The 24,893-nt window shown below is 53.8% G+C and carries 20 protein-coding genes, 9 tRNA genes and 1 pseudogene; 3 read left to right on the top strand and 27 right to left on the bottom strand.

The window, feature by feature from the left end; all coding sequences use genetic code 11:
• Positions 1-219 precede the first annotated feature (219 nt).
• The 3 genes from mdcA to madL all read right to left on the bottom strand — a co-directional run bounded on the left by mdcA (position 220) and on the right by madL (position 3,504).
• Positions 220-1,893, bottom strand: a complete 1,674-nt coding sequence (mdcA, locus tag ACGG9R_RS01800) for a malonate decarboxylase subunit alpha (protein ID WP_390150720.1) — start codon at positions 1,891-1,893, stop codon at positions 220-222.
• 330 nt (positions 1,894-2,223) lie between these two features.
• Positions 2,224-2,988 (bottom strand): malonate transporter subunit MadM, encoded by a 765-nt coding sequence (gene madM / locus ACGG9R_RS01795; protein ID WP_390150717.1) that lies wholly within the window; start codon positions 2,986-2,988, stop codon positions 2,224-2,226.
• Positions 2,989-3,111: 123 nt separating this feature from the next.
• The gene (gene madL / locus ACGG9R_RS01790) at positions 3,112-3,504 is read right to left on the bottom strand and encodes a malonate transporter subunit MadL (protein ID WP_390150714.1); all 393 of its coding nucleotides are present in this window, start codon (positions 3,502-3,504) and stop codon (positions 3,112-3,114) included.
• 617 nt (positions 3,505-4,121) lie between these two features.
• On the opposite strand from madL, the gene ACGG9R_RS01785 reads away from it, so the two are divergent.
• On the top strand, positions 4,122-5,846 hold the full coding sequence (locus tag ACGG9R_RS01785; RefSeq protein WP_390150711.1) for a histidine kinase: 1,725 nt from the start codon (positions 4,122-4,124) through the stop codon (positions 5,844-5,846).
• A gap of 259 nt (positions 5,847-6,105) precedes the next feature.
• On the top strand, positions 6,106-6,861 hold the full coding sequence (locus ACGG9R_RS01780) for a LytR/AlgR family response regulator transcription factor (protein WP_390150708.1): 756 nt from the start codon (positions 6,106-6,108) through the stop codon (positions 6,859-6,861).
• Between the two features lie 74 nt (positions 6,862-6,935).
• Here ACGG9R_RS01780 and ACGG9R_RS01775 read toward each other — a convergent pair whose 3' ends face one another.
• The 6 genes from ACGG9R_RS01775 to infB form a co-directional block, all read right to left on the bottom strand.
• A complete protein-coding gene (locus ACGG9R_RS01775; protein WP_390150705.1) occupies positions 6,936-8,192 on the bottom strand; it encodes a dicarboxylate/amino acid:cation symporter in 1,257 nt (418 codons plus the stop codon).
• A 317-nt stretch (positions 8,193-8,509) separates the two neighbouring features.
• On the bottom strand, positions 8,510-9,433 hold the full coding sequence (ribF, locus tag ACGG9R_RS01770) for a riboflavin biosynthesis protein RibF (protein ID WP_390150702.1): 924 nt from the start codon (positions 9,431-9,433) through the stop codon (positions 8,510-8,512).
• A 558-nt stretch (positions 9,434-9,991) separates the two neighbouring features.
• Complete coding sequence (gene truB, locus ACGG9R_RS01765) at positions 9,992-10,843, bottom strand: tRNA pseudouridine(55) synthase TruB (RefSeq protein WP_390150699.1); 852 nt, start codon at positions 10,841-10,843, stop codon at positions 9,992-9,994.
• Positions 10,843-11,811 carry a bifunctional oligoribonuclease/PAP phosphatase NrnA gene (locus tag ACGG9R_RS01760; RefSeq protein ID WP_390150696.1) on the bottom strand — a complete coding sequence of 323 codons (969 nt, stop codon included), beginning with the start codon at positions 11,809-11,811 and terminating at the stop codon, positions 10,843-10,845. Before ACGG9R_RS01760 ends, truB begins: the two co-directional genes overlap by 1 nt.
• Positions 11,808-12,164, bottom strand: a complete 357-nt coding sequence (rbfA, locus tag ACGG9R_RS01755) for a 30S ribosome-binding factor RbfA (protein WP_022105120.1) — start codon at positions 12,162-12,164, stop codon at positions 11,808-11,810. The genes ACGG9R_RS01760 and rbfA overlap by 4 nt, the downstream gene beginning before the upstream one ends.
• Positions 12,165-13,021: 857 nt before the next feature.
• Positions 13,022-14,782 (bottom strand): translation initiation factor IF-2, encoded by a 1,761-nt coding sequence (infB, locus tag ACGG9R_RS01750; protein ID WP_390155040.1) that lies wholly within the window; start codon positions 14,780-14,782, stop codon positions 13,022-13,024.
• Here infB and ACGG9R_RS01745 point away from each other — a divergent pair.
• The gene (locus tag ACGG9R_RS01745; RefSeq protein ID WP_390155037.1) at positions 14,664-15,119 is read left to right on the top strand and encodes a hypothetical protein; all 456 of its coding nucleotides are present in this window, start codon (positions 14,664-14,666) and stop codon (positions 15,117-15,119) included. The two genes, infB and ACGG9R_RS01745, sit on opposite strands and share 119 nt — an antisense overlap.
• A gap of 446 nt (positions 15,120-15,565) precedes the next feature.
• Here the strand turns inward: ACGG9R_RS01745 and ACGG9R_RS01740 are convergent.
• The 18 genes and pseudogenes from ACGG9R_RS01740 to ACGG9R_RS01655 form a co-directional block, all read right to left on the bottom strand.
• Positions 15,566-15,658 (bottom strand): annotated as a pseudogene (locus ACGG9R_RS01740) (translation initiation factor IF-2 N-terminal domain-containing protein); the annotation flags it as partial.
• A gap of 125 nt (positions 15,659-15,783) precedes the next feature.
• Positions 15,784-16,110 (bottom strand): L7Ae/L30e/S12e/Gadd45 family ribosomal protein, encoded by a 327-nt coding sequence (locus tag ACGG9R_RS01735; protein ID WP_390150693.1) that lies wholly within the window; start codon positions 16,108-16,110, stop codon positions 15,784-15,786.
• On the bottom strand, positions 16,103-16,369 hold the full coding sequence (gene rnpM / locus ACGG9R_RS01730; protein WP_022105117.1) for an RNase P modulator RnpM: 267 nt from the start codon (positions 16,367-16,369) through the stop codon (positions 16,103-16,105). The genes ACGG9R_RS01735 and rnpM overlap by 8 nt, the downstream gene beginning before the upstream one ends.
• Positions 16,366-17,505 (bottom strand): transcription termination factor NusA, encoded by a 1,140-nt coding sequence (gene nusA, locus ACGG9R_RS01725; protein ID WP_390150690.1) that lies wholly within the window; start codon positions 17,503-17,505, stop codon positions 16,366-16,368. The genes rnpM and nusA overlap by 4 nt, the downstream gene beginning before the upstream one ends.
• Before the next feature lie 20 nt (positions 17,506-17,525).
• The gene (gene rimP, locus ACGG9R_RS01720; RefSeq protein ID WP_390150688.1) at positions 17,526-17,999 is read right to left on the bottom strand and encodes a ribosome maturation factor RimP; all 474 of its coding nucleotides are present in this window, start codon (positions 17,997-17,999) and stop codon (positions 17,526-17,528) included.
• Between the two features lie 510 nt (positions 18,000-18,509).
• Positions 18,510-19,211 (bottom strand): hypothetical protein, encoded by a 702-nt coding sequence (locus tag ACGG9R_RS01715; protein ID WP_390150685.1) that lies wholly within the window; start codon positions 19,209-19,211, stop codon positions 18,510-18,512.
• A 150-nt stretch (positions 19,212-19,361) separates the two neighbouring features.
• A complete protein-coding gene (locus ACGG9R_RS01710; RefSeq protein WP_390150682.1) occupies positions 19,362-19,958 on the bottom strand; it encodes a lytic transglycosylase domain-containing protein in 597 nt (198 codons plus the stop codon).
• A 348-nt stretch (positions 19,959-20,306) separates the two neighbouring features.
• Positions 20,307-20,921 carry a dephospho-CoA kinase gene (gene coaE, locus ACGG9R_RS01705; protein WP_390150679.1) on the bottom strand — a complete coding sequence of 205 codons (615 nt, stop codon included), beginning with the start codon at positions 20,919-20,921 and terminating at the stop codon, positions 20,307-20,309.
• A 185-nt stretch (positions 20,922-21,106) separates the two neighbouring features.
• Positions 21,107-23,683 (bottom strand): DNA polymerase I, encoded by a 2,577-nt coding sequence (gene polA, locus ACGG9R_RS01700; protein WP_390150676.1) that lies wholly within the window; start codon positions 23,681-23,683, stop codon positions 21,107-21,109.
• Positions 23,684-24,088: 405 nt separating this feature from the next.
• Positions 24,089-24,173, bottom strand: a tRNA-Leu gene (locus tag ACGG9R_RS01695).
• A gap of 39 nt (positions 24,174-24,212) precedes the next feature.
• A tRNA-Leu gene (locus ACGG9R_RS01690) sits at positions 24,213-24,298 on the bottom strand.
• Positions 24,299-24,303: 5 nt separating this feature from the next.
• Positions 24,304-24,379 (bottom strand) — tRNA-Phe (locus tag ACGG9R_RS01685).
• 9 nt (positions 24,380-24,388) lie between these two features.
• Positions 24,389-24,465 (bottom strand) — tRNA-Asp (locus tag ACGG9R_RS01680).
• A gap of 3 nt (positions 24,466-24,468) precedes the next feature.
• A tRNA-Val gene (locus tag ACGG9R_RS01675) sits at positions 24,469-24,544 on the bottom strand.
• Positions 24,545-24,548: 4 nt separating this feature from the next.
• A tRNA-Glu gene (locus tag ACGG9R_RS01670) sits at positions 24,549-24,623 on the bottom strand.
• A 5-nt stretch (positions 24,624-24,628) separates the two neighbouring features.
• Positions 24,629-24,704 (bottom strand) — tRNA-Lys (locus ACGG9R_RS01665).
• Between the two features lie 3 nt (positions 24,705-24,707).
• Positions 24,708-24,782 (bottom strand) — tRNA-Gln (locus ACGG9R_RS01660).
• A 2-nt stretch (positions 24,783-24,784) separates the two neighbouring features.
• Positions 24,785-24,860, bottom strand: a tRNA-Asn gene (locus ACGG9R_RS01655).
• Between the last annotated feature and the right edge of the window lie 33 nt (positions 24,861-24,893).

The raw sequence follows: 24,893 nt of genomic DNA, 5'->3' as shown, positions 1-24,893 counted from the left end.
GATGTATCAACGTCAGATGTCGGATGTCGGATGTCAGGTGTCTGATGTCTCATGTCTGACGTCTCATGTCTGATGTCTCATGTCTGATGTCTCATATCTGATGTCTCATATCTGATGTCTCATATCTGACATCTCATATCTGACATCTCATGTCTCATTTTTCCCATGACAAGTAAAAACCGTCAGGCTCTGAGCCTGACGGTTTTTGTAATGCCATAATTACCAGTTTCTGAACTTAGCCGGCGGGTTGTAAAGGCCGCCGGACCAGTCCACGAGGTCCTTCATATTCTTGGCAGCGAGGAGGTCGCGTGTCGCCTGAGACGGATCGATCCCAAAATCTTCCGGCAGCTTAACGATGCCTTCCTTTCTAAGCTTCTTGGTGATCTCCGGATCTTCGAGCTTGCCGACTTCCGTCTTGCCTGCTACCGCACGGATCGCATTCATGCGTTCTTCCATGTTGTGGCACTTGTGGAGGTAAGCGATGCCGACTTCGGAAACGATGTGGGTGAGGTCATCGGAGTAGATCATGATCGGTTCGAGATCAAGGTTTGCATTCTTCTTCAGAGCGACGGCATCGAGCTGATCGACGAAGCCCGGGAAGCCTTTTTCAGAGACGGTCGTGATCATCTGGACGACGAGCTTCTTGCCGCGGTTGCGGTCGCCCATGAGTTCGTAGCGGTTCGCCACTTCTTTGCCCGCTTTTTTCCATGCCGGAGTGACATGACGGCGGCCTTTGGCATCGCAGCCCATGTTCGGAGCGCCGCCGAAGCCTGCGACATTGTTCTTGGTCGCGGTGGAAGAGTTGCCGAAGCGGTCGATCTGCATGGTGGAGCCGATGAACATATCAGCGGCATAGTGACCGGCAGCCTGGCAGAAGGCACGGTTTGAACGCATGGTGCCATCCGGGCCGACAGCGAAAACGTCGCTTCTGGCTTTGATGTATTCTTCCATGCCGACTTCCGAGCCGAAGGAGTAGATGGCCTGCGCCCAGCCGGTCTCAATGGCCGGGATCAGGGTCGGATGCGGATTCAGTACCCAATGGGTGCAGATCTTGCCGCGCAGTCCCAGAGATTCACCGAAGGTCGGGAGCAGCAGCTCGACAGCAGCGGTATCGAAGCCGACGCCGTGGTTCAGGACTTTGACGCCATATTCTTCGTAAATGCCGCGGATCGCCATCATAGCCTTGAGGATACGTTCATTCGAAATCTTTGCCGGATCTCTGGTGAAGAGCGGGTTCAGCATGTATGGTGTCGGGCTTTCGACGACGAAGTCGACCCAGTCAGCCGGGATATCGACACGCGGGAGCTTGTCAACGATCTGATTGACCTGGAAAATGACGATGCCCTGATTGAATTTCGTCGCTTCGACGATCGCCGGGGTGTCCTCTGTGGAAAAGCCGGTGTAAATATTGCCGGCTGCATCCGCATAGTCAGCGCAGACGAGGGAAACTCTCGGCACGAGGTCGATGAAGTAGCGGGAATACATTTCAAGGTAGGTGTGGATAGCGCCGAGTTCGACACCGTCATTCTGGACCATCTGCGCCAGACGCTTGCCCTGGCTGCCGGCATAAGCGAAGTCCAGCTTTCTGGCAATGCCTTTATCAAAGACATCCAGATGCTCCGGAATGGAGAGGGTGGACTGGATCATATGAAGATCATGCACTTTGGACGGATCCACCTTGCAGAGCTCTTTCGCGAGGAAATCCGCCTGTTTCTGATTATCGCCTTCGATATTGACTTTATCGCCCGGGCGAAGGACCGCTTCAAGGACTTTGACGGTATTGGCTGCGTCAACGATCTTTCCCTCTGCATACGGAGCGGCAGCTGCAATGCGTGCTGCGGTATCGTCTCCTCTGGTGTGCCAGTTCTTATTGCATGGTTTGATTTCTAACATGAATGGACTTCCTTTCAATAAAAATAGGGTTGTACAGAAATAATTATATAAGTATACAGGTTTTCATTATTATTGTTGTTGTTTCTTCCCTATCATAACAAATAGTGGCGGTAAGAGGAAAGGGGGATTGGGAGCTAGTGACTGGTGACTAGTAGCTAGGGATTAGGGATTAGGGGCTGGTGACTGAAATGCCGCTTTCGGGCATCGCCCCATATATACGCGGCGAAGCCGCCACCTTCATTCCTAATTCCTCATTCCTAATTTCTCATGCAAGCGAATCTTTCATCCGCGATCTATGGGCGAGCTCCCATGGGCTAACCCTGGATCTTTTTAGAAGATCATCGCTGTAGCGAAGTAGAAGACAGAGGGGAAGAGAAGGCAGCCGAGACCGGTGAAGAAGGTCGCAGTCATCGCGCAGTAGGGAACGAGCTTCGGATTGACCGCTGCGATGCCTGCGGCAGTGCCGGAGGTGGTGCCCATGATGCCGCCGAAAGCCATGGCAGACTGCGGATTATTGATGGAAAGCGGTTTGGCAACGAATGGGGTGACGACCATGACGAGAACGGATTTCACAACACCGGCAGCGATGGAGATGGCGATGACTTCAGAGGACGCGCCGAGAGCCGCGCCGGTGACAGGTCCGACAACGAAGGTCGCAACGCCTGCCCCAATGGTGACCATATCGACCACACTGGTATAGCCGAGCGGATACGCAACAGCGATGCCTGCGACGAGGCAGATGAATTCACCGATGAAGAGGGAGGCGACACCTCTCCAGCCCACCTTTTTGATCTCGCGAAGATCCGCGCCAAAAGCGGTGGAAACGATAGCAAAGTCACGGAACATAGCGCCGCCGACCAGACCCATGCCGGCAAAGAGCGGGACATCTGCGATCCCCTTGCTGCCGCCGGTCATTTCACCGCCGATGTATGCGAGGACAAGCCCCAGGAAAATGGCGATGGCGCTGCCATGGACACGTCCCTTGGTGAGCGCGCCCAGCTTGAATGAAACATACATAATGACGCCGAGAAGCATGAAGCCGAAGATCATGCCGTTCTTGACGAAAAGTTTAGTAATCATTGCTGCGATATCCATGATGAAATTATCTCCTTATTTCTAAGCGACCACGAAGCCCTTGCGTTCTGCATACATTTTTTGTGACTAGTGACTGGTGACTAGTCACTGGGGATTCGGAATCCGCTCCTTACTCCCCATTTCTCACTTGCTATGTGCCAAGCTGTCTTCTGCCACAGTTTCCTTCTGTTTCTTGCCTGAAAGGACCGGGATCATGAGGAAGCCGATCGCAACAGCCAGAAGACCGCCGAGGATGGCGACCACACCGCCGGAAAGGGCGGCTGCTACGTTCTGGATGGAGCTCATGGCTACAACGACCGGGATGTACATCGCAGACCACCATTTGATGCCCTGTTCTTCCGGCGCTTTCATGATGCCTTTCTGCTGCGCCCAGGCGGAAATGATGATAAGGAACAACATCGCGAAGCCGACGCCGCCGATGTTTGCCTTGACGCCCAGAAGCGCGCCCAGTATATCGCCGATCACATTGCCAGCCATATAGCAGCCTGCCAGAAGTGCTACACCGTAAATAACCATAATACTCTTCCTTTCTTTTGCTGAAACCACTTGTCTCTATCAAAAGCTCCTCCCATTCACGAGCGGAGGGAGCTTAGGGAAACACTGATTCAATCATTATCGGATTTCATTCTTGGATTTTTATACAGAGCAAGGAATCATCTGACGCGAATAGCGAGCTATTTAAGGAGGATGATGACGAAGCTATGTATAAAAATCCATATGAAATTCGACTCTGCGATTGAATCAGCGTTTCCCTAGTACAGCTGGGTACCAGGAAATTCCCCCCTCCCTCTTGTCATTTGTTATAATAGAGGGGGCATACGGATCTCCTGTTCATCTTCCTTTCGCCATTAGTATACCTGACAGCTTTCCCGAAAAGAAATTTTTAAGGGTAAGATGCAAATGGCAACGGGTAACATGCATTAAAAACAAATGTATTCTGCGATTTATTATTATAATCTATCATTTATACATCTTTTATAGATCATTTTATATCAATGCATGACAGATCACGGAGCGCCGCATCACCGGCTCTCACAGCCGACGAGCGCCCGCAAAGACTTTCGGCACAAGCGATCAGCAAGCAGACCTCAGATCTCTCTCTTCCTCACATTCCCGGCAAAGCGAGGTGCCCTATGAATACATCCTGGATCATCGGCGTACAGCACGTCTGGTTTGGTATCTCCATCTTCCTCCTGCTGCTCCTTCTTGTCAGCCGCACGCTCTTTTTCCGTGAAGCGATCCTTGCCAAGCAGTTCAGCCGGAGGCATCTCGTTCTCTTCATCGTGATCTTCTCCCTGATGGCACTCTGCGGCTCGTACTGGAATGTCTCGGCGGGCGGCGGCATCATGAATTTCCGTGCTGTCGGCATCATGCTCGGCGGCTTCGTCGGCGGTCCGATCGTCGGCACCATTGTCGGATGTATCGCAGGCATCCACCGCGCTCTCTTCTTCGACACGGACGCGGCCTTCATCCACGGCGGGCTCTCCATCCTTCAGGGCATCGCCGCCGGCTATCTGGCGAACCCGCTGAAAAGCCACCATCACAATCTCTGGTCATGGAGCTTCTTCTATGCCGGCATTTTGGAGATCCTCTTCTGGCTCTTCTTCGCCTTCTTCACCTGGCCGGAGACCGTCGCGCATCCGAATGATTTCTTCGACCTGTGGCTGCCGATCCTCATCACGAATACCATCGCTGTCAGTCTTTTCTACATGGTGCTTGAATTCTACACGCACCAGCGCGATACAGAAAAATCAGAAACGACAAAGACGACCTTTGAAGCCGTAAATACCCTTTTCTCCGCACTCCACGATGGTTTCAACGGCTTCAATGTATCAAAAGCCACAGAGATCGTGACGGCGTCTCTCCCCTCCCTCATCTGGACCGCCATCATATATAAAGATCAGATCTATACGCGCACGGCATACAAAACCGAAGCAGACCGCAATCAGGGCGATGCGGAGATCGCCATCCTGCAGCTGCAGAAATCCCTTCCGCCCATGCCGCATCTCACCTCCCTTCCCATCTGCTACAAGGGTGAGACTGTCGGCATCCTCATCGCCGCCAAAAGTAAAGGGGAAAACTTCACGAACATGGGCAATGAATTTCTCTCCGGCATCTGTCACCTGCTCGAAGCCATCTATGAGTACGACAAGATGAAGGAAGAGGAAAATCTTCTCGCCGAAGCCGAGATCCGCGCTCTTCAGGCACAGATCAATCCACACTTCCTCTATAACACGCTGAATACCATCAGCTACTACGTCCGAAGCGATCCGGACAATGCGAGAAAGCTCATCAGCTATCTCTCCGACTATTTCCGCCACAGCCTCAGCAACCCGTCGAAATTCATCCCGCTCTCCGAAGAGCTGCACGTCATCGAGTGCTACACCGAGCTCGAGCGCGCCCGTTTCGGCGACCGCCTCTCCATCACCTATGATTTCCCCAAGGACAAGCTGGAAGAGATCCAGGTCCCGCCGCTTCTCCTCCAGCCGCTCGTCGAGAACGCCATCGTCCACGGCATCTTCAAGCGTCCTGAGGGCGGCCGCATCAAGACCGGCCTCATCGAGCACAAGGACTATTTCAAGGTCTACGTCTACGACACCGGTATCGGCATCCCCAAAAGCAAGCTGAAAAAGCTGCTTATCGATCACAAAAGACGCGACCACATCGGTCTCATCAATGTCCACCAGCGCCTGCTCTCCCTCTTCGGAGAAAAGAGCGGTCTCCATATCGTCAGCCGTGAAAACAAAGGCACCCTTGTCTTCACCAACATTCCGAAGATAGAAAGCCGGAGACCCGCTCTCCCCGCCATAGAAAAAGTCGCTGCGACAGGACAGACGATCCGTATCACAAATGCATGAGCGGGCAGCTGGTGGCTGGTGACTAGGAATTAGTAGCTAGGGATTAGGAATCTCAAGTGGCTGGTGACTAGTGACTAGTAGCTAGACTAGTAGCTAGGGATTAGGGATTAGGGATTAGGGGCTGGTGACTGAAATGCCGCTTTCGGGCATCGCCCCATATATACGCGGCGAAGCCGCCACCACAACCCTGAACCTTGAACCCTGAACCCTGAACCCTGAACCTTAAACCCCAACCCATTTCCCCCAAAGGAGGATCCCCATGAAAGAAATCCGTGCTCTTGTCGCCGACGATGAACTGCCGGCCCGCGGCGAGCTGACCTATGAGCTCTCGAACATCCCCGGCGTCAAAGTCATCGGTGAATGCGGAAACGGACGCGAAGTTCTCGCCTTTCTGAAAACGCATCCGAATGTCGACATCCTTTTCCTCGATATCGAGATGCCTCTCATGAACGGGCTCGAATGCGCGAAAGAGATCGTCCGCATGGACCTTTCCGTGAAGGTCGTCTTCGCGACAGGCTACTCTCAATTCGCCGTCAAGGCCTTCGATCTCGAAGCCTTCGACTACATTCTGAAGCCCTACGATGAAGCCCGCATCGCGCGCACCATCTCCCGCCTGGCCGACAGCCTCGCCCTGATGGAAAAGGAACGGGCGCCGGGCGAGATCGTCTCCACCTCACAGAAGATCTCCCTCCAGACGCAGGGCAAGACCATCATGATCTCCCCTGCGCAGGAGATCATCCTGATCTCTAGCGAAAAGTCAGACCGCGCTCTCTTCTATACGACGAGAGGGATCATCGAGTCGAAGATGACGCTCCGCGACATCGAGTCTCTCCTCTCCCCCCTGGGCTTCTTCCGCACGCACAAGGGCTACATCGTGAATCTTTCCATGATCCAGGAGATCCAGAACCAGGACAATGGCACCCTTCTCCTGACGCTCTCCCATTACCCCAAAGAAAAAGTGCCGGTCTCCAGACACTATATCAAAGACTTCAAGAATACACTGCACCTCGTATGAAAAAACGGCTGGCGAAACGTTTTCGTTTCGCCAGCCGTTTTTAGCTTGCTATCCATGCCAAGACCCATGGAGCATCACTCGTCACTGCTCATGGTTTCTTCCTTCGTAAAGCGATCCACAATGGTCGCGCAGGCTGCGTCACCGGTGATATTGACCGCTGTACGAAGCATATCAAAAATACGGTCAACACCGAAAAGGATCGGGAGCGCATCGATCGGGATACCGGCAGAGATCAAGACAGCGACGACAAGGAGCGTCGGCCCCGGTACGCCTGCCTGACCGACTGCGCCCAGTGTGCTCGTCACAATGATCGCAATATACTGTCCAAACGTCAGCTCCATGCCATACATCTGCGCGATGAAAATGGCCGCCATCGCATAGTACGCTGCGTTGCCGTTCATATTGATGGTCGCGCCCAGCGGAAGGGCGAAGGAGGTGGTCCCTTTCGATACATGCAGCTCTCTTTCCGTGACCGCCATATTGAGCGGAAGCGCTGCCATGGAGGATGCCGTGGAGAAAGCCAGTACCTGCACCTTCCACATCGCTTTGAAGAATTCCACATATCCTGTGCATTTCGAGAAGAGAGCCACCGAGCCGCCGATCATCACATAGGTGACAAGAATGAGGACGCAGATATAAAGACCGATGAGATAAATGATCTTCATGAGTACATCATAGCCGAAGCTCCCCGTCGCATCCGCCATCAGACAGAAGACGCCGACCGGCGCGAGCATCATGACCGCCATCATGATCTTGATGCAGATCTTCGTGCAGTTATCCACGATACGGCTCATGAAGCATTTCTCTTCCTCAGGCAGCATCGCCAGTGCGAAGCCGACAAAGAGGGAGAAGGTGATGATCTGCAGGATATTGCCATCCGTCAGTGCCTTCACCGGATTCGCCGGTACGAAGCCGATGATCGTTTCCCAGAAACCGGGGAGCGCGCCCGCTTTGGAAAGGTCGCCCACCTGCACAGCTGCCCCACTGATCGCCGCCATGTCGATGCCGCTGCCCGGCTGGAAGAAGACGCTGAATGCAAGTCCCAAGATCACGGCGATCGCCGTCGTTGCGCCGTAATACAGGAATGTCACCAGCCCGACCTTGCCTGCGCCCTTGGATCTCCCGAGCGCCGCCGCCCCGCCGACCAGCGAAAAGAAGACCATCGGCACGACGATCATCTTGATGAGCTGCATGAAAAGGTCGCCGATCGGCGCCAGCATGTGTGCGCTCTTACCCAGAAAGAGTCCGACGACTGCGCCCAGTACGGTGGCTATGACGATCCACGTACCCAGGTCTCTCAAAATACTTTGACCACTTTTTTTCGCTTCCATAAAAACCCCCATTGGAACCCGGCGAAGATCCCTTCCTTCGGATCTCGCGCAATGAAATAGACAGGCTCATCAACAGCCTGTCATCTACTTTTGTTATTATATCATTCTACTATGAGATATTCCATCTCAATCGGTATACTAATTATGCATGATGTACGGATAAATGTATGCAATTCAGGAATAAGCAGCGCATAAGGGAGTTAGTGATTGGTGACTGGTGACTAGCCACTTGTTCCCTAATCCCTAGCCACCAGCCACTAGCCACCAGAACTCCGTCTATTCCTCTACAAAACAGCCTGCGCTTTCGCGCAGGCCTCTCATACATGCAGTCTGTTTTTTGCTTTTTGGATATCCTGATGGATCTGCGCCACCAGAAGGTCAGGTGAGGCGAATTTCATTTCTCCCCGGATGCGGCTCACCCATGCGAGCGTGAAGGACGCGCCGTAGATGGACTCGTCGAAGTCAAAGATGAATGTCTCGATGGTCTTCTTGGCATTGCCGAAGGTCGGATTGTTTCCGATATTCGTGATAGCAGGGAAGGTATGCCCCTTCACCAGTGCACGCGTCGCGTAGACGCCATCCGGCGGAAGGACACGGTCTTCAGAGACAGCCAGATTCGCCGTCGGAAATCCGAGTACGTCATGCCCGCGACGGAAGCCATGGACGATGTCACCCCGGATCGTGTAAGGATGTCCCAGAAAGCGCGCCGCCTGCTCCATCTCTCCCGCGAGGATGCACTGGCGGATGGCGGTGCTGGAAATCTTCTTCCCTGCGTTCTCTCGGAGTGAGACGATGCGGACGGTGACACGGCTTTCTTCAAAGAAGCGCACGAGGTCACCACTCTTCCCCAGACCGCCGTGTCCAAAGGAAAAATTTTCTCCCGTGACGAGGCCGACAAGGCCGGGAAGGCGAGCGAGCTCTCCCAGAAAATCTTCAGCGGATTTTGCGAGAAATGTCTCATCTGGCCGGATGCAGACGGCCAGCGCCATGCCCTGAGCGGCCAGTGCATCCATCTTTTCATCAATGGACTGCAAAAGCGGCACATGAATATCGGGCGCAAGCACTTTCATCGGATGCGGATAAAAGGTGAGAACACCCGGCTGCGCGCCCTTCTCTTTCGCAAGGCGCTTCACTTCGGAAAAGACCACCTGATGTCCCAGATGGCATCCGTCAAAGAAGCCGATGCCAAGGACGAAGGACTGGTCTTTGGGTAAATCGTGTAAAGTAGGTAGAATGGTCATGATAATGGATTTAAGGTTTAAGAGTTCAGGGTTCAGGGTTAGCCCACGGGGCGTACTGCCCTTTGATTCCGTTTGAAATCTTCGCTTGAATGAGAAATTAGAAATGAGAAATGCGAAATGGTGGTGCGGCGCCAGATCCTTCGACTCAGTTCTCACTGTTCCGCCTTTACATGATCGAACATCCGACATTTCACTCCGCTCAGGATGACGAAATGCGCCGCGAAGCATAAATAATGGCGATGCCATGAGCTGGCATGCCAGTCACTAGTCACCAGTCACTTGCGACACCTAATCCCTAGCTACTCATCCCTGCTTTCAAACTTTCTGGGGGTATCCCTTTCCCGTATCGTCATCCCGAGCGTAGCCGAGGGATCCACTGCGGTCAGTATCACATAAGCACCGGCAGGAAAACGACGCCTTGGTGCTACGTATTTCTGCTTTCAAACATTCTTCATTTAGCGGTCTGCAAGAAAGATTTCTCGGCAACGCTTTCAATGACGATACGGGAAAGACGGATGTCTCACAGTCACCAGTCACTAGTCACTAGTCACTAAAAACTTAATTAAACACTTTCTTCGGATGGATGACACCGCGCTCTACACTGGCAGTACCGAGGAAGCGGGGACCGCAAAAGGCGGCGGCGACTTCCACAGGCTTTTCTTGCGTGCGAAGGCGTTTGCCCAAGAGGAAATCGGCGGCTTCCTTCTCATCGAGCGCAAGGAGTGGCAACGCGGAAAGGAGCGGGCGCAGGTCGGTCATGAGCGCGCCTTCCGGATCCGCTTCGATCTCTTCCAGTGTCTTGGCTTCGGCGATAGAGAAAGGCCCCATCTCGCTGCGCAGGAGAAAGGACATGGTGAGCGGGCATCCGGCCATTTTCCCCATGTCGCGGCCGAGCGCACGGATGTAGGTGCCTGCCGAGCAGGTGACGGAGAGACGGAGGAGCGGCGGCTTTACCTCACGGAGGATCAGATCGTAAATGGTGACAGGGCGGGGAGGAAGCTCGACGGCATTTCCTTCACGCGCCAGCTTGTAGGCGCGCTCGCCATTCACCTTGATGGCAGAGTAGGACGAGGGACGCTGGAGGATCTCTCCTTTGAATGATTCCGCAGTGCTTTCCCAGATCGAAGGATCGGCAGGGATCTCCCCCGTCTCCACCACGGTCCCTGTCACGTCCTCGGTATCAGTGGCAAGGCCCATCAGAAATTCCGCTTCATACGTTTTCCGATGGATCGGCGCGTACTCGATGAGGCGCGTCGCGCGCCCCAAAAATACAGGGAGCACGCCCGCCGCCATGGGGTCAAGCGTCCCGCCGTGGCCGATCTTCTTCTGCCCATAGATGCGCCGCAGACGCGCTATCACGTCGAAGGACGTCATCCCCGCCGGCTTCAATACATTCAGTACGCCGTCCATCAGAGATACTTCTCCGCGACCGCCATGAATTTCTTCTCGGCTTCGGCAAAGTCCCCTTCAATGGTGCATCCGGCTGCCTTCCAGTGACCGCCGCCGCCAAATTCGCCGGCAAGCTCCGCGACATTGGCATAATTTTTGGAGCGCAGGGAGACACGGGTCTCGCCCTCTTTGCGATACTTGAAGAGTGCGGCGATCTCGCAACCGCGGATGCAGCGCGGGATGGAAGCGTAATAGTCGGAATTCTCTCCATCGAGCGCCATGGCGTCTTGATCCATGTATGCGATGACGATCTTTCCATCGGCATAGGAGTGGACCGTCTTTGCCACCAGCTCGTAGCAGTGCATGGCTTCGATGGACTTCTCCTCGAGGTGGTTTGAAATGTAGGAGGGATCAGCCCCCATCGCGACGAGCTGGCTCGCCATCAGGAGCGTGTGCGGCGAGGTGCAGCTGAATTTAAAGAAGCCGCTGTCCGTGCCGATGCCCATGTAAAGTGCATTGCAGGTGTCTTCGTCCATCTCGATGCCTTCATCGAAAAACATTTCCGCAAGCATTTCCGCTGTCGCCGCATAGCGATACTGCAGATAGAGGAGGTCTGTGAAGCGTTCATTCGTGCGATGATGGTCGATGGAGAGCGAGTCGATGTCCCGTGGGAAATCAAAATTTCCACCGCGTTCCAGATTGGAAAGATCCGTGAAAACGATCGCATCGTAGTCCCTTCCTTCCGGGATCGATGTATGAACGAGCGCGGAGGCCTTCACGAGCGTGTACACCTTCGGTACAGGATCCGGAAGCAGCATGTCCGCCTCTTTCCCCATGGACACGAGGACATTGTGCAGCGCACAGATAGAGCCGACATCATCTCCATCCGGATGTTCGTGACCGACCAGCAGGAAGCGCTTGTGGGATTTCAGAAAATCCATGGCCTCCTTCTTGCCGATCTCTTTGGCGTGGTTCATTGCAAGGCTCATTCTTTCACCTCATCCTTATGAATCTTCTTCAGAAGGCCATCGATATGCATGCCGTAGTCCAAAGAGGCATCTTCAGAAAAGGTGATCTCCGGCGTGTAGTAGATCTTGAGACGCTGCCCGAGCTCACGGCGCACGAAGCCGCGGCTCTTATTCAGCGCATCGAGCGATGCTTTCTTCTCTTCCGGTTTGCCGAAAAGGCTGACGTAAATGGTCGCTTCGCGCAGATCGCCTGTCACCTTGACTTCGGTCACCGTGACAAAGCCGATTCGCGGGTCTTTCAGATCATGAAGGAGCATCTGGCTCACTTCCTGTTTGATAAATTCCTGTACTTTGCGTACTCGTAATTCGGACATAGTAAGTACCTCGCTCTCTGGAAATACGATTCGAATATGGGTCGAGTGTAAGGGCGGTGCGGCGCATAAAAATCAGAAGCGCCGCGAAGTTTTGAAGATATGGTATTCACGAAAAATGAGAAACCTGTGAACCTTTTGAACCTTCAGAACCTGTTTAACCTATGAGAATTCATATAAGGGGGAGATTGTTCTTTCTGCTTTCAAACTTCATGGTTCAGGGTTAGCCCCTGGGGCGTACTGCCCTTTGATTCCGTTTGAAAGCTTCGCTTGAATGAGAAATTAGAAATGAGAAATGCGAAATGGTGGTGCCATGAGCTGGCATGCCAGTCACTTGCGACACCTAATCCCTAGCCACTAATCCCTAGCTACTCATCCCTGCTTTCAAACTTTCTGGGGGTATCCCTTTCCCGTATCGTCATCCCGAGCGTAGCCGAGGGATCTTTCTAGGGAAACACTGATTCAATCGTTGTCAGATTTTACTCTTGAATCTTTATGCATAGCAAGGAATAACCTGACGAGAATAGCGAGCTATTTAAGGAAGGTTATGACGAAGCTATGTATAAAAATTCTTGTAAAATCTGACTCTGCGATTTAATCAGCGTTTCCCTTACACTGCGGTCAGTATCACATAAACACCGGCAGGGAAACGACGCCTTGGTGCTACGTATTTCTGCTTTCACACATCCTTCGTTTAGCGGTCTGCAAGAAAGATTTCTCGCTTCGCTCGAAATGACGATACGAGAGAGTCTGTAGTCTCCTGGTCTTCCAGTCTCCTAGTCCCTAGTCACCAGTCCCTAGTCACCCCCAAAACAAAATCGTTCGCCCTTATGAAATTGTAAAGGCGAACGATGTATGCATTATTTCAGTTCAGCAGCTTCTTCTTTCAGTTCGAAGGATTCCAGCTGGTCTCCCTCTTTGACGTCACGATAGCTGTCGATGGCGATGCCGCATTCGAAGCCGGCAGCGACTTCCTTCACGTCATCCTTGAAGCGGCGCAGCGATGCGATCTTTCCTTCATGGATAACGATGCCGTCGCGGATCAGGCGCAGCTGGCAGTTGCTGGTGATCTTGCCGTCCTGCACGTAGGAGCCGGCAACGATGACCTTCGGTGTGTGGATGACCTGACGGATCTCCGCATGGCCGAGGACCACTTCGCGGATGGTCGGCGAGAGCATGCCTGCCATCGCCGCCTTGACGTCATCGATGCAGTCATAGATGACACGGTAAAGACGGACATCGACGCCATCCTTTTCCGCCATGGCACGTGCATTGGCATCCGGACGGACGTTAAAGCCGATGATGAGTGCATTGGATGCCGAAGCGAGCATGACATCGGATTCATTGATCGCGCCGACGGCGGAGTGAACGATGGAGATGCGGACCTCTTCGCTCTTGATGGCCTGCAGGGACTGTACGAGCGCTTCGACGGAGCCCTGGACATCCGCTTTGATGATGACGTCGAGTTCCTTCATTTCGCCTTCCTTGATCTTTTCGAAGATGTTGTCAAGGGTGACCTTCTGGACACTTCTCTGTTCCTCTTCCTTCGCACGGGATGCACGGATCTCAGCGATATTTCTAGCCTTCTTTTCATCCATGACAAAGAAGTGGTCGCCGGCTTCCGGCACGCTGTCCATACCGAGTATCTCGACCGGGACAGACGGTTCCGCACTCTTCATCTTGCGGCCGTTTTCATTGTTCATCGCGCGGACGCGGCCCCAGCTCTTGCCGGCCAGGATGCCGTCACCGATATGGAGGGTACCGTTCTGGACAAGGACGCTCATGACCGGGCCTCTGCCTTTATCCAGCTGGGCTTCGACGACGACGCCGTATGCTTCGCGGTTCGGATTGGCCTTGAGTTCCTGCATTTCCGCAACGAGGAGGATGTTTTCCAAAAGATCATCGAGCCCGATCTTTTTCTTCGCGGAGATCGGTGTCATGATGACATCGCCGCCCCAGTCTTCGGCGAGCAGGCCTTCTTTGGCGAGCTCTTCCTTGATACGGTCTGGGTTGGCGCCCGGTTTATCGATCTTGTTGATCGCGACCATGATCGGTACACCGGCATTCTTCGCGTGATGGATCGCTTCGATGGTCTGCGGCATGACGCCGTCATCGGCTGCTACGATGAGGACAGCGATATCGGTCAGCTGCGCGCCGCGGGAACGCATCGCGGTAAAGGCTTCATGGCCCGGGGTATCGAGGAAGGTGATCTTGTGATTTTTATAACGGATCTGATATGCACCGATGCGCTGGGTGATGCCGCCGGCTTCGTGGAGCGCGACATTCGTCTGACGAAGGGCATCGAGCAAGGTGGTCTTGCCATGGTCGACGTGGCCCATGATGGTGACGACAGCCGGTCTTGGCTTCAGGAAGCGCGGATCATCCTCTGCAGGGATGTACTCGGTCGGATCCGCCGGAGCTTCTGCTTCGATCAGGGTGATGCCGAATTCTTCTGCCAGGATCTCGATGGTGTCGCGGTCCAGGTTCTGGTTGATGGTCGCCATGACGCCGTCCATCATGAGTGCTTTGATGATCTCGCTGACTTCACGTCCGAAAAGCTCAGCCAGCTCCTTGACGGTAACGCTCGGCGGCAGCTCGACTTCCGTCGGGTACGCAGCCACTTTCTTTTCATTCGTGTGTTTCTTCTTCTTGCTCTGGCTCAAAGAACGGGCCATGAGGGAACCGCCTTCCTTCTCTCTGCGGCTTCTTTCCCAGTCCTTCTTCGTCTTCTTCTTGGCCGGTTTTTCCGCTCTTCTGGTGACCGGCTTCTGCGCGGTCTCTTCTACCGGAGCCTTGGCAGCAGCTGCCGGGCGCTGCGGACGAGCCGGACGATCGGTCTTCGGGCGGTCACCGTTTCTGTCATTCTTGAAACGGTCATTTCTTCCATTGCCGCCACTCTGTCCATTTCTTCCTCCCTGCGGGCGGTCGCCGTTGCGGCTGAAACGATCGTTTCTCTGACCGTCTCTTCCCTGAGAGCGGCTTCCCCCGTCACGACGTTCACCGTTTCTGTCATTTCTGCCTTCGCTTCTTCCATCGCGTCTCTGGCCTTCTCTTCTTCCGTCACGGCGCCCATCCTGGCGGGATGTCTCTCTCGCCGGACGGGACGGGCGTTCTGCCGCCTTGGCCGGCTCTGCCTTCGGCGCTTCCTTCTGCGGAGCTTCTGCCTTCGGCGCCGTTTTCGGAGCCGGTTTCGGAGCTTCTGCCGGCGCTGCTTCTTCCGTGGAGTAGGAGGAGTAGGAGGACTGGCGGGCATTGCCCTTCTTGCCATTCGGCTGGCCTGCCTGATCAAAACGGACGGTACGCATCACCGGGCGCTTTGCCGCTTTCTTCTTTTCCGCAGCGACGTGACGCGCGAGGATGGACTTGCCATTGTCATCCACGCCGGAGAGACGGTTCGTCACATCGACATGACCGGCTTTCAAAATTTCAATGACCTCTTTATCTGTCTTGCCAAATTCCTTGGCAAGTTCATAAACTCTGTACTTCTTTTTCTGCATAAGCAGCCTCCCAAGTGTATGTCAATTTGATTCATGGTTTATTATTACGGAAATGGGACTCCTATTCGGCAGCCGCTCTCTGGCGACGAGCGGCTCTAAGACCCATTTCCATCTGCCCCTGGCAGCTATCTTTCAGCCAGCGCCTTGTCGATCTTTTCAGCGATCGCGCGGCTGAAGCCTTTATCTGTGATGAGCGCCGCTGTGCGCACCCCTTTGCCGAGGGCGCTGCCCAGCCTTTCCTTTTCTCCAAACAGTCTGTAGGAGATATGCGCTCTTTCTGCAGCATTTCTGTACTCATCCTTTGTTCTTGGGGAGCTGTCTTCCGTGATAATGAGAAGGGCCCCTTTCGGAGCTTTCACATTTTTCAGCCCTTCTGCCACCTGTTCATTTCCCGAAAGCAGACGACCTGCCTTCATACAAAGGCCAAGCATGCGGTATACCGGCTCATCCATTCTCGATCTGTTCCTTCAGCGCATCGTATACATCCTTGGATACCGGACGCTTCAGGGATCTCTCAAGACCATGGGACTCGTAGGCCTTGGTAAAGCACTCGATATCGTCACACACGTAGACGCCGCGGCCGGATTTCTTGCCCGTACGGTCGAGCTCGATGAGCCCCGTCGGCAGAGCCACGATACGGAGCAGCTCCTTCTTCGGCTTCAGCTCCTTGCAGCCTACGCACATGCGCATGGGGATCTTTTTTACTTTCATTCCTTAGCTTCCTCCCCCATATCGCTTTCGATATCTCCCAGAATGTCGTCATCAAGATCGGCGCTGTCGGTCTCACCGAAGCCCTCCTCATTCGCCTGCGTTTCACTCTTGATATCGATCTTCCAGTTCGTCAGCTTGGCAGCCAGGCGGGCATTCTGCCCTGCTTTGCCGATGGCAAGCGACAGCTGGTAGTCCGGTACGATGACATAGGAGGATTTCTCTTCTTCCCATACGGAAACGGAAACGACCTTTGCCGGGGAGAGGGCATTGGCGATGTAGATCGCCGGATCTTCGTCCCAGCGGACGATATCGATCTTTTCATCATGCAGCTCGTTCACGATATTCTGTACACGCTGTCCCTTCGGCCCGACGCACGCACCGACCGGATCGACAGCCGGATCCATCGCATATACGGCGATCTTGGAGCGGGAGCCCGCTTCACGGACGACACTCTTGATCTCCACGGTGCCGCTGTAAATTTCCGGTACTTCCAGCTCGAAAAGTCTCTTCAAGAGGCCCGGATGGGTCCTCGAGAGGATGATCTCCGGTCCCTTCGTGGTCTTTCTGACTTCGAGGACATAGCACTTGATCTTATCGTTCGGCTGGAATTCTTCGCCTTCGATCTGTTCTGCGAAAGGCAGGATCCCTTCCACGCGGCCGAGGTCGACAAAAATGGTGCGAGATTCATTCCATTTCACTACGCCGGTGATCACATCGCCTTCACGGCCGGAGAATTCGTCATAAATGGAGCCTCTCTCGGCTTCACGCAGCTTCTGGATCATGACCTGCTTAGCGGCCTGCGCTGCGACACGGCCGAAATTCTTCGGTGTCACATCGATGCGGAGCATGTCGCCTGCTTCATAGCTGCGGTCGATCTTCTTCGCCTCTTCCACCGTGATCTCATTGATCGCATTTTCAGAGTCCTCATGGATCTCGTCCACGACGGTCTTTTCTTCATAAATTTTATATTCGCCGGTTTCACGGTTGAGAGAAACCGAAGCCTTGGCATTGCTGCCGCTTTCCTTTTTGTAAGCGGTCAGAAGCACCATTTCCAGTGCATCAAACACCATATTTCTGTCAACTTTTTTGATCTTGACCAGGGCTTCTACTGCTTCCAATAATACCTTGCCGTCCACGATGAACTATTCCTCCTCGATTAAAACGAAAAATGAAGTCTTACCTGTGAAATTTTATCTCTATGCAATGCGATTTCCTTACCGCCATCGAGCGTCAGCGCCAGATCACCCTCCTCGGTGAGCCCTTCCAGATGCGCGGTGAACGCTTTGCCGCCGCCTGCCTCTTCGAGCGGAGCAAACAGCTTCACGTCCACATCGCTTCCGGCATAGCGTCGGAAATCCTTATCCTTCTTCAATACACGATCGAGCCCCGGAGAAGAGACCTCCAGCATGTAGTTATCCGGGATGATATCCTTCTCATCCAGGATCTCGCCGGCCTTCTCACTGATGCTCTGGCAGTCTGCGAGATCCACGCCGCCTTCCTTATCAATGAAAATGCGAAGGATCCAATTCCTTTCACGGACATACTCGACATCGACAAGTTCGATGCCGTCCGCATCCAGGATCGGTTCCAGCAAAGCTTCTACGGCTTCTTCGATTGCTTTATGTGCCATGATAAGCCTCCTTGAAATCAATCAAACGTGAACGCCGAAGTGCTCCTGAAAGAGCAAGGGGCTCCATAGATCGCAGCGTCAGCGCGGTAAAAAATATGTCCCTTCCCCGATGCGCTTGCGTCCGTTCACGAAACTGTTCCATATATAAGAAAAAGTGAGCCGCAGCTCACTCACCAGGAAATTCTATACACATAACTTGCGATACTATTATACCATACGTTGTAAAGGGAAAGCAATAAAAAAGGTTCAAGGTTCAAGGTTAGCCTCCGAGCGTGCTAAGTTTGAAAGAAGGGATGAGTGGCTAGGGATTAGGAGTCTCAAGTGACTGGTGGTGACTAGTGACTGGCATGCCAGCTCATGGCATCGCCATTATTTATACTTCGCGGCGCTTCCTTATTTTTATGCGCCGCACCTTCATTTCGCATTTCTCATTTCTAATTTCTCATTCAATCAAGGGGTGAGCTGCCCCACGGGCGAGCCCTGAACCCATCAACCTGAACCTTGAACCCTCTAATCCTCGATCACCGGATGCTCATAGAGCTCCTTCAGATCCTTCACCAGGTGCTTCTCGATCGCCGCCTCAAGGGCTTCTATGGTTCTGGCATCGTACTGATGAATGATGCCAGGGATGCCCTTGGCGCGAAGCTCGCCGTAGTATTCATCGCGATACATGTTATAGAAGAAAAGGATCCCTGTATCTTTTTCTTCACACTCATAGGCAGCGATGATGTAGGAGCCGTTCAGCCCAAGAAGCGGCATTTTCGGCGCAATGACACGCACATAGTGCCCGAGCTTCTCCGGCAGCAGCTCTTCATAGTCCCAGACCATGAAGCCCTTGCCCTCGACCAGAATGGAGACCTTCTCGCGATGGATGAACTCCTTCTCGATCGCCTCCGGTGTCAGCAGTTTCACGAGGCGTTTAAATTCCTCAAGATCGCCCGTGATGCATTCGATCTCCGTCAGCGTGATCATGTGCAGATCCATCTTCACCATGTAATCCGCCGTTTCCTCATCGTATAAGACGCGGATCTTCCATCCATTCGACTTGTGAAACCAGCCGAAGGCATAATAAATGCGATCGTGCTGCTCATCAATGATGCGAAGCTCATAGTCGCCGATGACCGGGGGAAGATCCTTCTCCTCGTACCAGGCAAGCAGCTTCTCGCGGCGCTCCGCACGCGCCTTCTTTGTTTTTTCATCCACGTCAGCCATGGTGACTCCTTTCTAAATGAGACTATGAGACTGGAAGACTAGGAGATGTTAGACATTAGACATTAGACTTCGGATTTCAGACTTCAGACTTCTAGCATCTGACCTCTGACTTCTGATTCCTAGTCACTAGTCCCCAGCCACTAATCCCAGTCACTTCTCCGCCAGTTCTGCCTCAAGCCTGTCTCTGGCTGCGGTGACGGACTTCACAAATTCCCGCGTTTCAGGGAAAGGGATCTGGTTCATATCAGAGAAGCCTTCCTTCCAGCCATAGTCCTTCATCCACTGGTCCACATTGCCGCGACCCGCATTGTACGCGGCCAGCGCAAGGACTTCATTGTTGTGATACTCCTTCAACAGGTAATTGATATACCAGGCGCCCAGCGGGATATTCTCCTCGGGACGCTCCAGACGGTTCGCCGGAAGGCCGCTTTCCTCGGAGATCCACTCTGCGGTATCCGGCATGAGCTGCATCATGCCGATCGCGCCCACATGGGAGACCGCCTTTTTATCGAATTTACTCTCCGTCAGGATGACGGCTTCTAAAAGAGCCGGCGAGATTTCCTCCTTCTTCGCGCTCTCTGAAATGAGGAGAGAGATCTCCCGCGAGGGACGCATGAAAGAAATGTCCGAAAGGATGTAGACCGCAAGACCGCACAGAATGGCCAGAAGAAGGGTGAAGAGCATGGCCCCCGTATTTCCCTGATGTCTGTGGACTTCTCTCTTTTTCCGTTTCAAGGCGGTTCTCATGGATTCAGCTCCTTTCAGGCAAAAATGATGCGGGGTTCAAGGTTCAGCGTTCAAGGTCGTGGTGACAGCTTCGCTGCGAATATGTATAGGGCGATGCCCAAAAGCCTTTTGACAGCAGGTTTCCCTCGTATCGTCAGCCTTCCCCTCTAGGGGAAGGTGCCCCGCAGGGGCGGATAGGGCACTGGCGGTATGAAAGACAGATGAGGAAAGCGGAGAGATACGTGGTACATGTAGGGAAAGCGTGAGTCCCTGACCGCGAACGAAAAAGATCTCCCGCTTCGCTTAAAACGACGATACAAGAAAATCTGTAGTCTCCTAGTCTAATCCCTAGCTACCAGTCACCAGCCACTAGTCCCTAATATTCCTCATCCGTTCCTTCGCCTTCGCGAGGGCTTCTCTCACCTGGCGGCGGGTATCTTCGACAGAGCGGCTGTTATCAATGATGACATCCGCATAGTTCAGCTTATTGTCCGTCGGCATCTGCTTATGGATGCGGTCAAGGACCTGCTCTCTGGTGAAGCCGTCGCGGAGCGTGACACGCTCGATCTGCATTTCCAGCGGTACCTTAACGATCCAGACCTCTTCCACACGCAGCTGCCAGGAAATCTCCAAGAGGAGCGGCATGTCGAGTACAACAAGGTCATGACCTTCCTCCTGGGCTTTCAGAAGTTCTTCCTGCGTGCGGTGCCAGATGAAGGGATGGATGATGGCATTCAGCTGCTGGCGTTTCTCTTCCTTCGTGAAAACGATCTCTGCCGTTTTCAGCCGATCAAGCGTCCCGTCCTCATTGAAAATGGCCTCGCCAAAGGCGTGCCGGATGTCTTCCATGGCCGCACTGCCCGGCCGCACTGCCTCGCGCGCGAGCAGGTCCCCATCGATGATGGGGATCCCCAGCTCCTTCAGGTAGGAGGAGACTGTGCTTTTCCCGCAGCCTACGCCGCCGGATAATCCGATACGATACATAATGAGATAACTTCCTTTGAATGATAATGAGAACAGGGGTAAGGGTTCAGGGGTCAGGGGTGTGGTGGCAGCTTCGCTGCAATTACATATGAAGCGCTGCGAAGGTTTGAAATTAGCGGTTTTCTCGTATCGCAAACCTAATCCCTAGCTACTAATCCCTAACCCCTAGTCACCAACCTCTCCGCTCACTTCGTCTCCGCCCAGTTCTTCCCCGCATGGACGTCGGCGAGGAGCGGGACTTTGAGCGTGACGACGGATTCCATCGTTTCTTTTAAAAGAGCAGCGATCTCCTCTTTTTCCTCCGCCACCACCTCTGCGACCAATTCATCATGGACCTGCAGAAGGACGCGGCTCTTATAGTGACCCTTCCTCAGCTTGTCATAGACGGCGATCATCGCCATCTTCATGATATCTGCAGCCGTGCCTTGGATCGGTGTATTCATCGCCATGCGTTCTGCGAGTGAACGGCGCATGAAATTCTTGCTGCGGATGTCCGGAAGCTCGCGATAGCGACCAAAAAGCGTGACGGCACGTCCCGTCTCCCTAGCCTCTTCGATCATACGCTGCATGAAGCCATGGATCTTCGGGTAGCGGGCATTGTACCTGTCGATATAGTCCTGCGCCTGCTTGGGCGTGATGCCGAGCTGCTTGGACAGGCCAAATCCGCTGATGCCGTAAATGATGCCGAAATTGACGGCTTTCGCATGGCTTCGCTGCTCGTCGGTGACTTCTTCGAAGGGGATGCCCAGCACTTCGGCCGCGGTGCGGCGGTGGATGTCCTCATGGTTCGCAAAGGCAGCAATCAGGCTCTCATCACCGCACATATGCGCAAGAATACGGAGCTCGACCTGCGAATAGTCCGAAGAGATGAAGCAGTCATAGCCCTCGCCCGGTACAAAAAGGGAGCGTATCTTCTTTCCTTCCTCCGTGCGGACAGGGATGTTCTGCAGGTTCGGATCCGAGCTTGAAAGACGGCCCGTAGCCGTCACCGTCTGGTTGAAGGAGCCATGAATGCGGCCCGTTTCCTTACGGATGAGCTTCGGCAGCGCTTCGAGGTAGGTGGAGATCAGCTTCGAGAGCGTGCGGTAGCGAAGGATCTTCCCCACAAAGGGATAGCTGACCGCCAGATTCTCCAGCACGTCCGCAGCGGTCGAGTAGCCCGTTTTCGTCTTCTTGCCCGCCGGCATCCCCAGCTTCTCGAAAAGGATATGTCCGAGCTGTTTGGGCGAATTGATATTGAACGGTTCCCCTGCCTCAGTGTAGATATCCTTCACGAGGCGGCCCACCTCATTCTCCATGTCCGCCTTGACCTCCTGCCAGCGCTGCTGGTCTGTCGCGATGCCGGCCTTCTCCATCGCGGAAAGCACCTTGACGAGCGGCTCTTCCACGTCCGTGAAAAGTGTCATCACTCCATTTTCCTCGAGCTTGCGGCAGCACGGCCCATAGATCTTCGACAGGAAATCTCCGATGAGACTGCCCTTGTCTGCGAAATCTTCCATCTCATCCGCAAAGACTTCGGGCACTCCATAGAGCCCTGCCATGTACGATAAGGGGTACGTCACGCGCGCCGGGTCCAGCAGGTAGGAGGCGATCTGTACATCAAAGAGGGGCAGTGAATCGGCCGGGAAATCTGACTCCGTGAGGGCTTTCGCATCGACTGTCACTACTGCTTTCGCTTTCGCGAGGGCCTCCGCGAGCTTCTCATACTGCGCCGGCACCGCCGTGTACGCCCGTCCCTCACTCACAACGACCGCAGACCTTGCCGTAAAGAAAGGCGCGATCCCGGAGCGGTCGATCAAAAGGGCTGCGACCTTTTCGTCAAACGTCTCTCCCTGCCAGGGTAAAGCCTTCACAAGCTCGGCCCGGCTCTGCTCCTTCTTCGCTTCCGCCAATGCACGGAAGCGCGGAAGGCTGGCAAACTGCTGCAAAAGATTGATCCCGAGCTTTTGGAACAGGACACGCATTTCCTCAAAATGAACGGGCTGATGCATTTCTTCCAGAGACGTCTCCAGCGGCACGTCGCGCTTGATGGTCGCCAGGTCATAGGAAAGATAGGCCAGCTCTTTATTCGCAGTAAGCTTCTTTCCCTGCGCGCCTTTGATCTCTTCAACATGGGCATACAGATTATTCAGATTGTCATACTGCGTGATGAGCTTCAAAGCCGTCTTCTCACCGATCCCCGGCACGCCGGGGATATTGTCTGCAGTATCCCCCATAAGCGCCTTCATATCGATCACCTGACGCGGCTCTATGTGGTACTTTTCAAAGACCGCTTCCGGCGTCATGGCCGCCATATTCGTGATGCCCTTCTGCGTGAGGAAGACCGTCGTCCGGCTGCTTGAGAGCTGCAGCGCATCACGGTCGCCCGTCACGATATTGACCGGCATTTCCTTTTCATAGCGAAGAGAGAGCGTCCCTAAGATGTCATCTCCCTCGTAGCCGTCAAGACTGTACACCGCGACACCCATCACCTGCATCACGTCGCGGATGAGGTCAAACTGCGGCACGAGTTCATCCGGTGCCGGCTTTCTCGTAGCCTTGTATCCCTCGTACATCTCCGTGCGGAAGTTGTGTCGATCCTTGTCGAAGGTCACTGCCATATATTCCGGGTCCAGATCGCGATAGAGACCGAGCAGCATCCGCAGAAATCCATAGACCGCATTCGTCGGGATCCCATCCGGCGATGTCATAGTGGGCGGCAGCGCATAGAACGCGCGGTATAAAAGGCTGCTGCCATCAATAATGACCAATTTCTTTTCCATAGTAAACTCCATGAGGGTACGCACTCGCGTGCCAATCAACGCCAAAGCCCCATGCCGATGGGCAACAGGTTCAAAGGGTTATAAGCTTTGAAGGATGGTGCGGCGCATGAATGACATCACGGCGCCGATCCCCAATGCGTCATCCGCCGCCTTGCAAAAGGGGCAGACATCGTAGTATATATTATATCATAATCGCGCCGGGCAGAGAGGTTTCCCATGGTGAACGGGTACACATTCTTCGCCTCGCAGCGAATGAAAAAGATCTCCTCTTTCTTAGAATACCGATACAAAAATACCTGCCGCAAGGCGGCGCAAGACATGCTGCCAGAGAAAAGAGCCTCACGCTCCATTCCGGCAAGCGCAACAAAAAAGCCCATCCAATGGATGAGCTTTTTCTCATTTTAGTGGTGCGGTCGGAGAGATTTGAACTCTCACGGATTACTCCACTACCGCCTGAAGATAGCGCGTCTGCCAGTTCCGCCACGACCGCATATAAAATTGAATTGAGGGAATCAAGTAGAAAAAAGAGTGGTGCGGCTGGTGAGACTTGAACTCACACGATCGAAAGATCACTACCCCCTCAAAGTAGCGCGTCTGCCATTCCGCCACAGCCGCAGGAATGGTGCCTCAGAACGGAATCGAACCGTTGACACAAGGATTTTCAGTCCTTTGCTCTACCAACTGAGCTACCGAGGCAAATAAAAGTGGCGACCCGGATCAGATTTGAACTGACGATCTCCGCCGTGACAGGGCGGCATGTTAGACCACTACACCACCGGGCCTTTTGGTGGGCGATAACAGGATCGAACTGCTGACATTCTGCTTGTAAGGCAGACGCTCTCCCAGCTGAGCTAATCGCCCACATTGGTGACCTGTGGGGGATTCGAACCCCCGAACCCGCCGTGAAAGGGCGGTGTCTTAACCGCTTGACGAACAGGCCACTTATGGTGATCCACCCGCGACTCGAACGCGGGACACCTTGATTAAAAGTCAAGTGCTCTACCGACTGAGCTAGTGGATCATTTGGCAGGGGTAGTAGGATTCGAACCTACGCATGACGGAGTCAGAGTCCGTTGCCTTACCGCTTGGCGATACCCCTATTGGCTCCTGAAGCAGGGTTCGAACCTGCGACATCGTGATTAACAGTCACGCGCTCTACCGGCTGAGCTATTCAGGAATCTATAGAAACATCTTACGATGTAACTAACTA

The organism is Dialister sp. i34-0019-2H8 (assembly GCF_042846925.1).
Taxonomy (GTDB): Bacteria; Bacillota; Negativicutes; order Veillonellales; family Dialisteraceae; genus Dialister.
The sequence above is the reverse complement of the archived record's forward strand: the minus strand, read 5'-3'. Positions and strand labels throughout refer to the sequence as shown.

Excerpts from the sequence above, each read along its gene's own strand:
- mdcA (WP_390150720.1), bottom strand. The coding sequence starts at position 1,893 with ATGTTAGAAATCAAACCATGCAATAAGAACTGGCACACCAGAGGAGAC.
- madM (WP_390150717.1), bottom strand. The coding sequence starts at position 2,988 with ATGGATATCGCAGCAATGATTACTAAACTTTTCGTCAAGAACGGCATG.
- madL (WP_390150714.1), bottom strand. The coding sequence starts at position 3,504 with ATGGTTATTTACGGTGTAGCACTTCTGGCAGGCTGCTATATGGCTGGC.
- ACGG9R_RS01785 (WP_390150711.1), top strand. The coding sequence starts at position 4,122 with ATGAATACATCCTGGATCATCGGCGTACAGCACGTCTGGTTTGGTATC.
- ACGG9R_RS01780 (WP_390150708.1), top strand. The coding sequence starts at position 6,106 with ATGAAAGAAATCCGTGCTCTTGTCGCCGACGATGAACTGCCGGCCCGC.
- ACGG9R_RS01775 (WP_390150705.1), bottom strand. The coding sequence starts at position 8,192 with ATGGAAGCGAAAAAAAGTGGTCAAAGTATTTTGAGAGACCTGGGTACG.
- ribF (WP_390150702.1), bottom strand. The coding sequence starts at position 9,433 with ATGACCATTCTACCTACTTTACACGATTTACCCAAAGACCAGTCCTTC.
- truB (WP_390150699.1), bottom strand. The coding sequence starts at position 10,843 with ATGGACGGCGTACTGAATGTATTGAAGCCGGCGGGGATGACGTCCTTC.
- ACGG9R_RS01760 (WP_390150696.1), bottom strand. The coding sequence starts at position 11,811 with ATGAGCCTTGCAATGAACCACGCCAAAGAGATCGGCAAGAAGGAGGCC.
- rbfA (WP_022105120.1), bottom strand. The coding sequence starts at position 12,164 with ATGTCCGAATTACGAGTACGCAAAGTACAGGAATTTATCAAACAGGAA.
- ACGG9R_RS01745 (WP_390155037.1), top strand. The coding sequence starts at position 14,664 with ATGACGCCGTCCATCATGAGTGCTTTGATGATCTCGCTGACTTCACGT.
- ACGG9R_RS01735 (WP_390150693.1), bottom strand. The coding sequence starts at position 16,110 with ATGGATGAGCCGGTATACCGCATGCTTGGCCTTTGTATGAAGGCAGGT.
- rnpM (WP_022105117.1), bottom strand. The coding sequence starts at position 16,369 with ATGAAAGTAAAAAAGATCCCCATGCGCATGTGCGTAGGCTGCAAGGAG.
- rimP (WP_390150688.1), bottom strand. The coding sequence starts at position 17,999 with ATGGCACATAAAGCAATCGAAGAAGCCGTAGAAGCTTTGCTGGAACCG.
- ACGG9R_RS01715 (WP_390150685.1), bottom strand. The coding sequence starts at position 19,211 with ATGGCTGACGTGGATGAAAAAACAAAGAAGGCGCGTGCGGAGCGCCGC.
- ACGG9R_RS01710 (WP_390150682.1), bottom strand. The coding sequence starts at position 19,958 with ATGAGAACCGCCTTGAAACGGAAAAAGAGAGAAGTCCACAGACATCAG.
- coaE (WP_390150679.1), bottom strand. The coding sequence starts at position 20,921 with ATGTATCGTATCGGATTATCCGGCGGCGTAGGCTGCGGGAAAAGCACA.
- polA (WP_390150676.1), bottom strand. The coding sequence starts at position 23,683 with ATGGAAAAGAAATTGGTCATTATTGATGGCAGCAGCCTTTTATACCGC.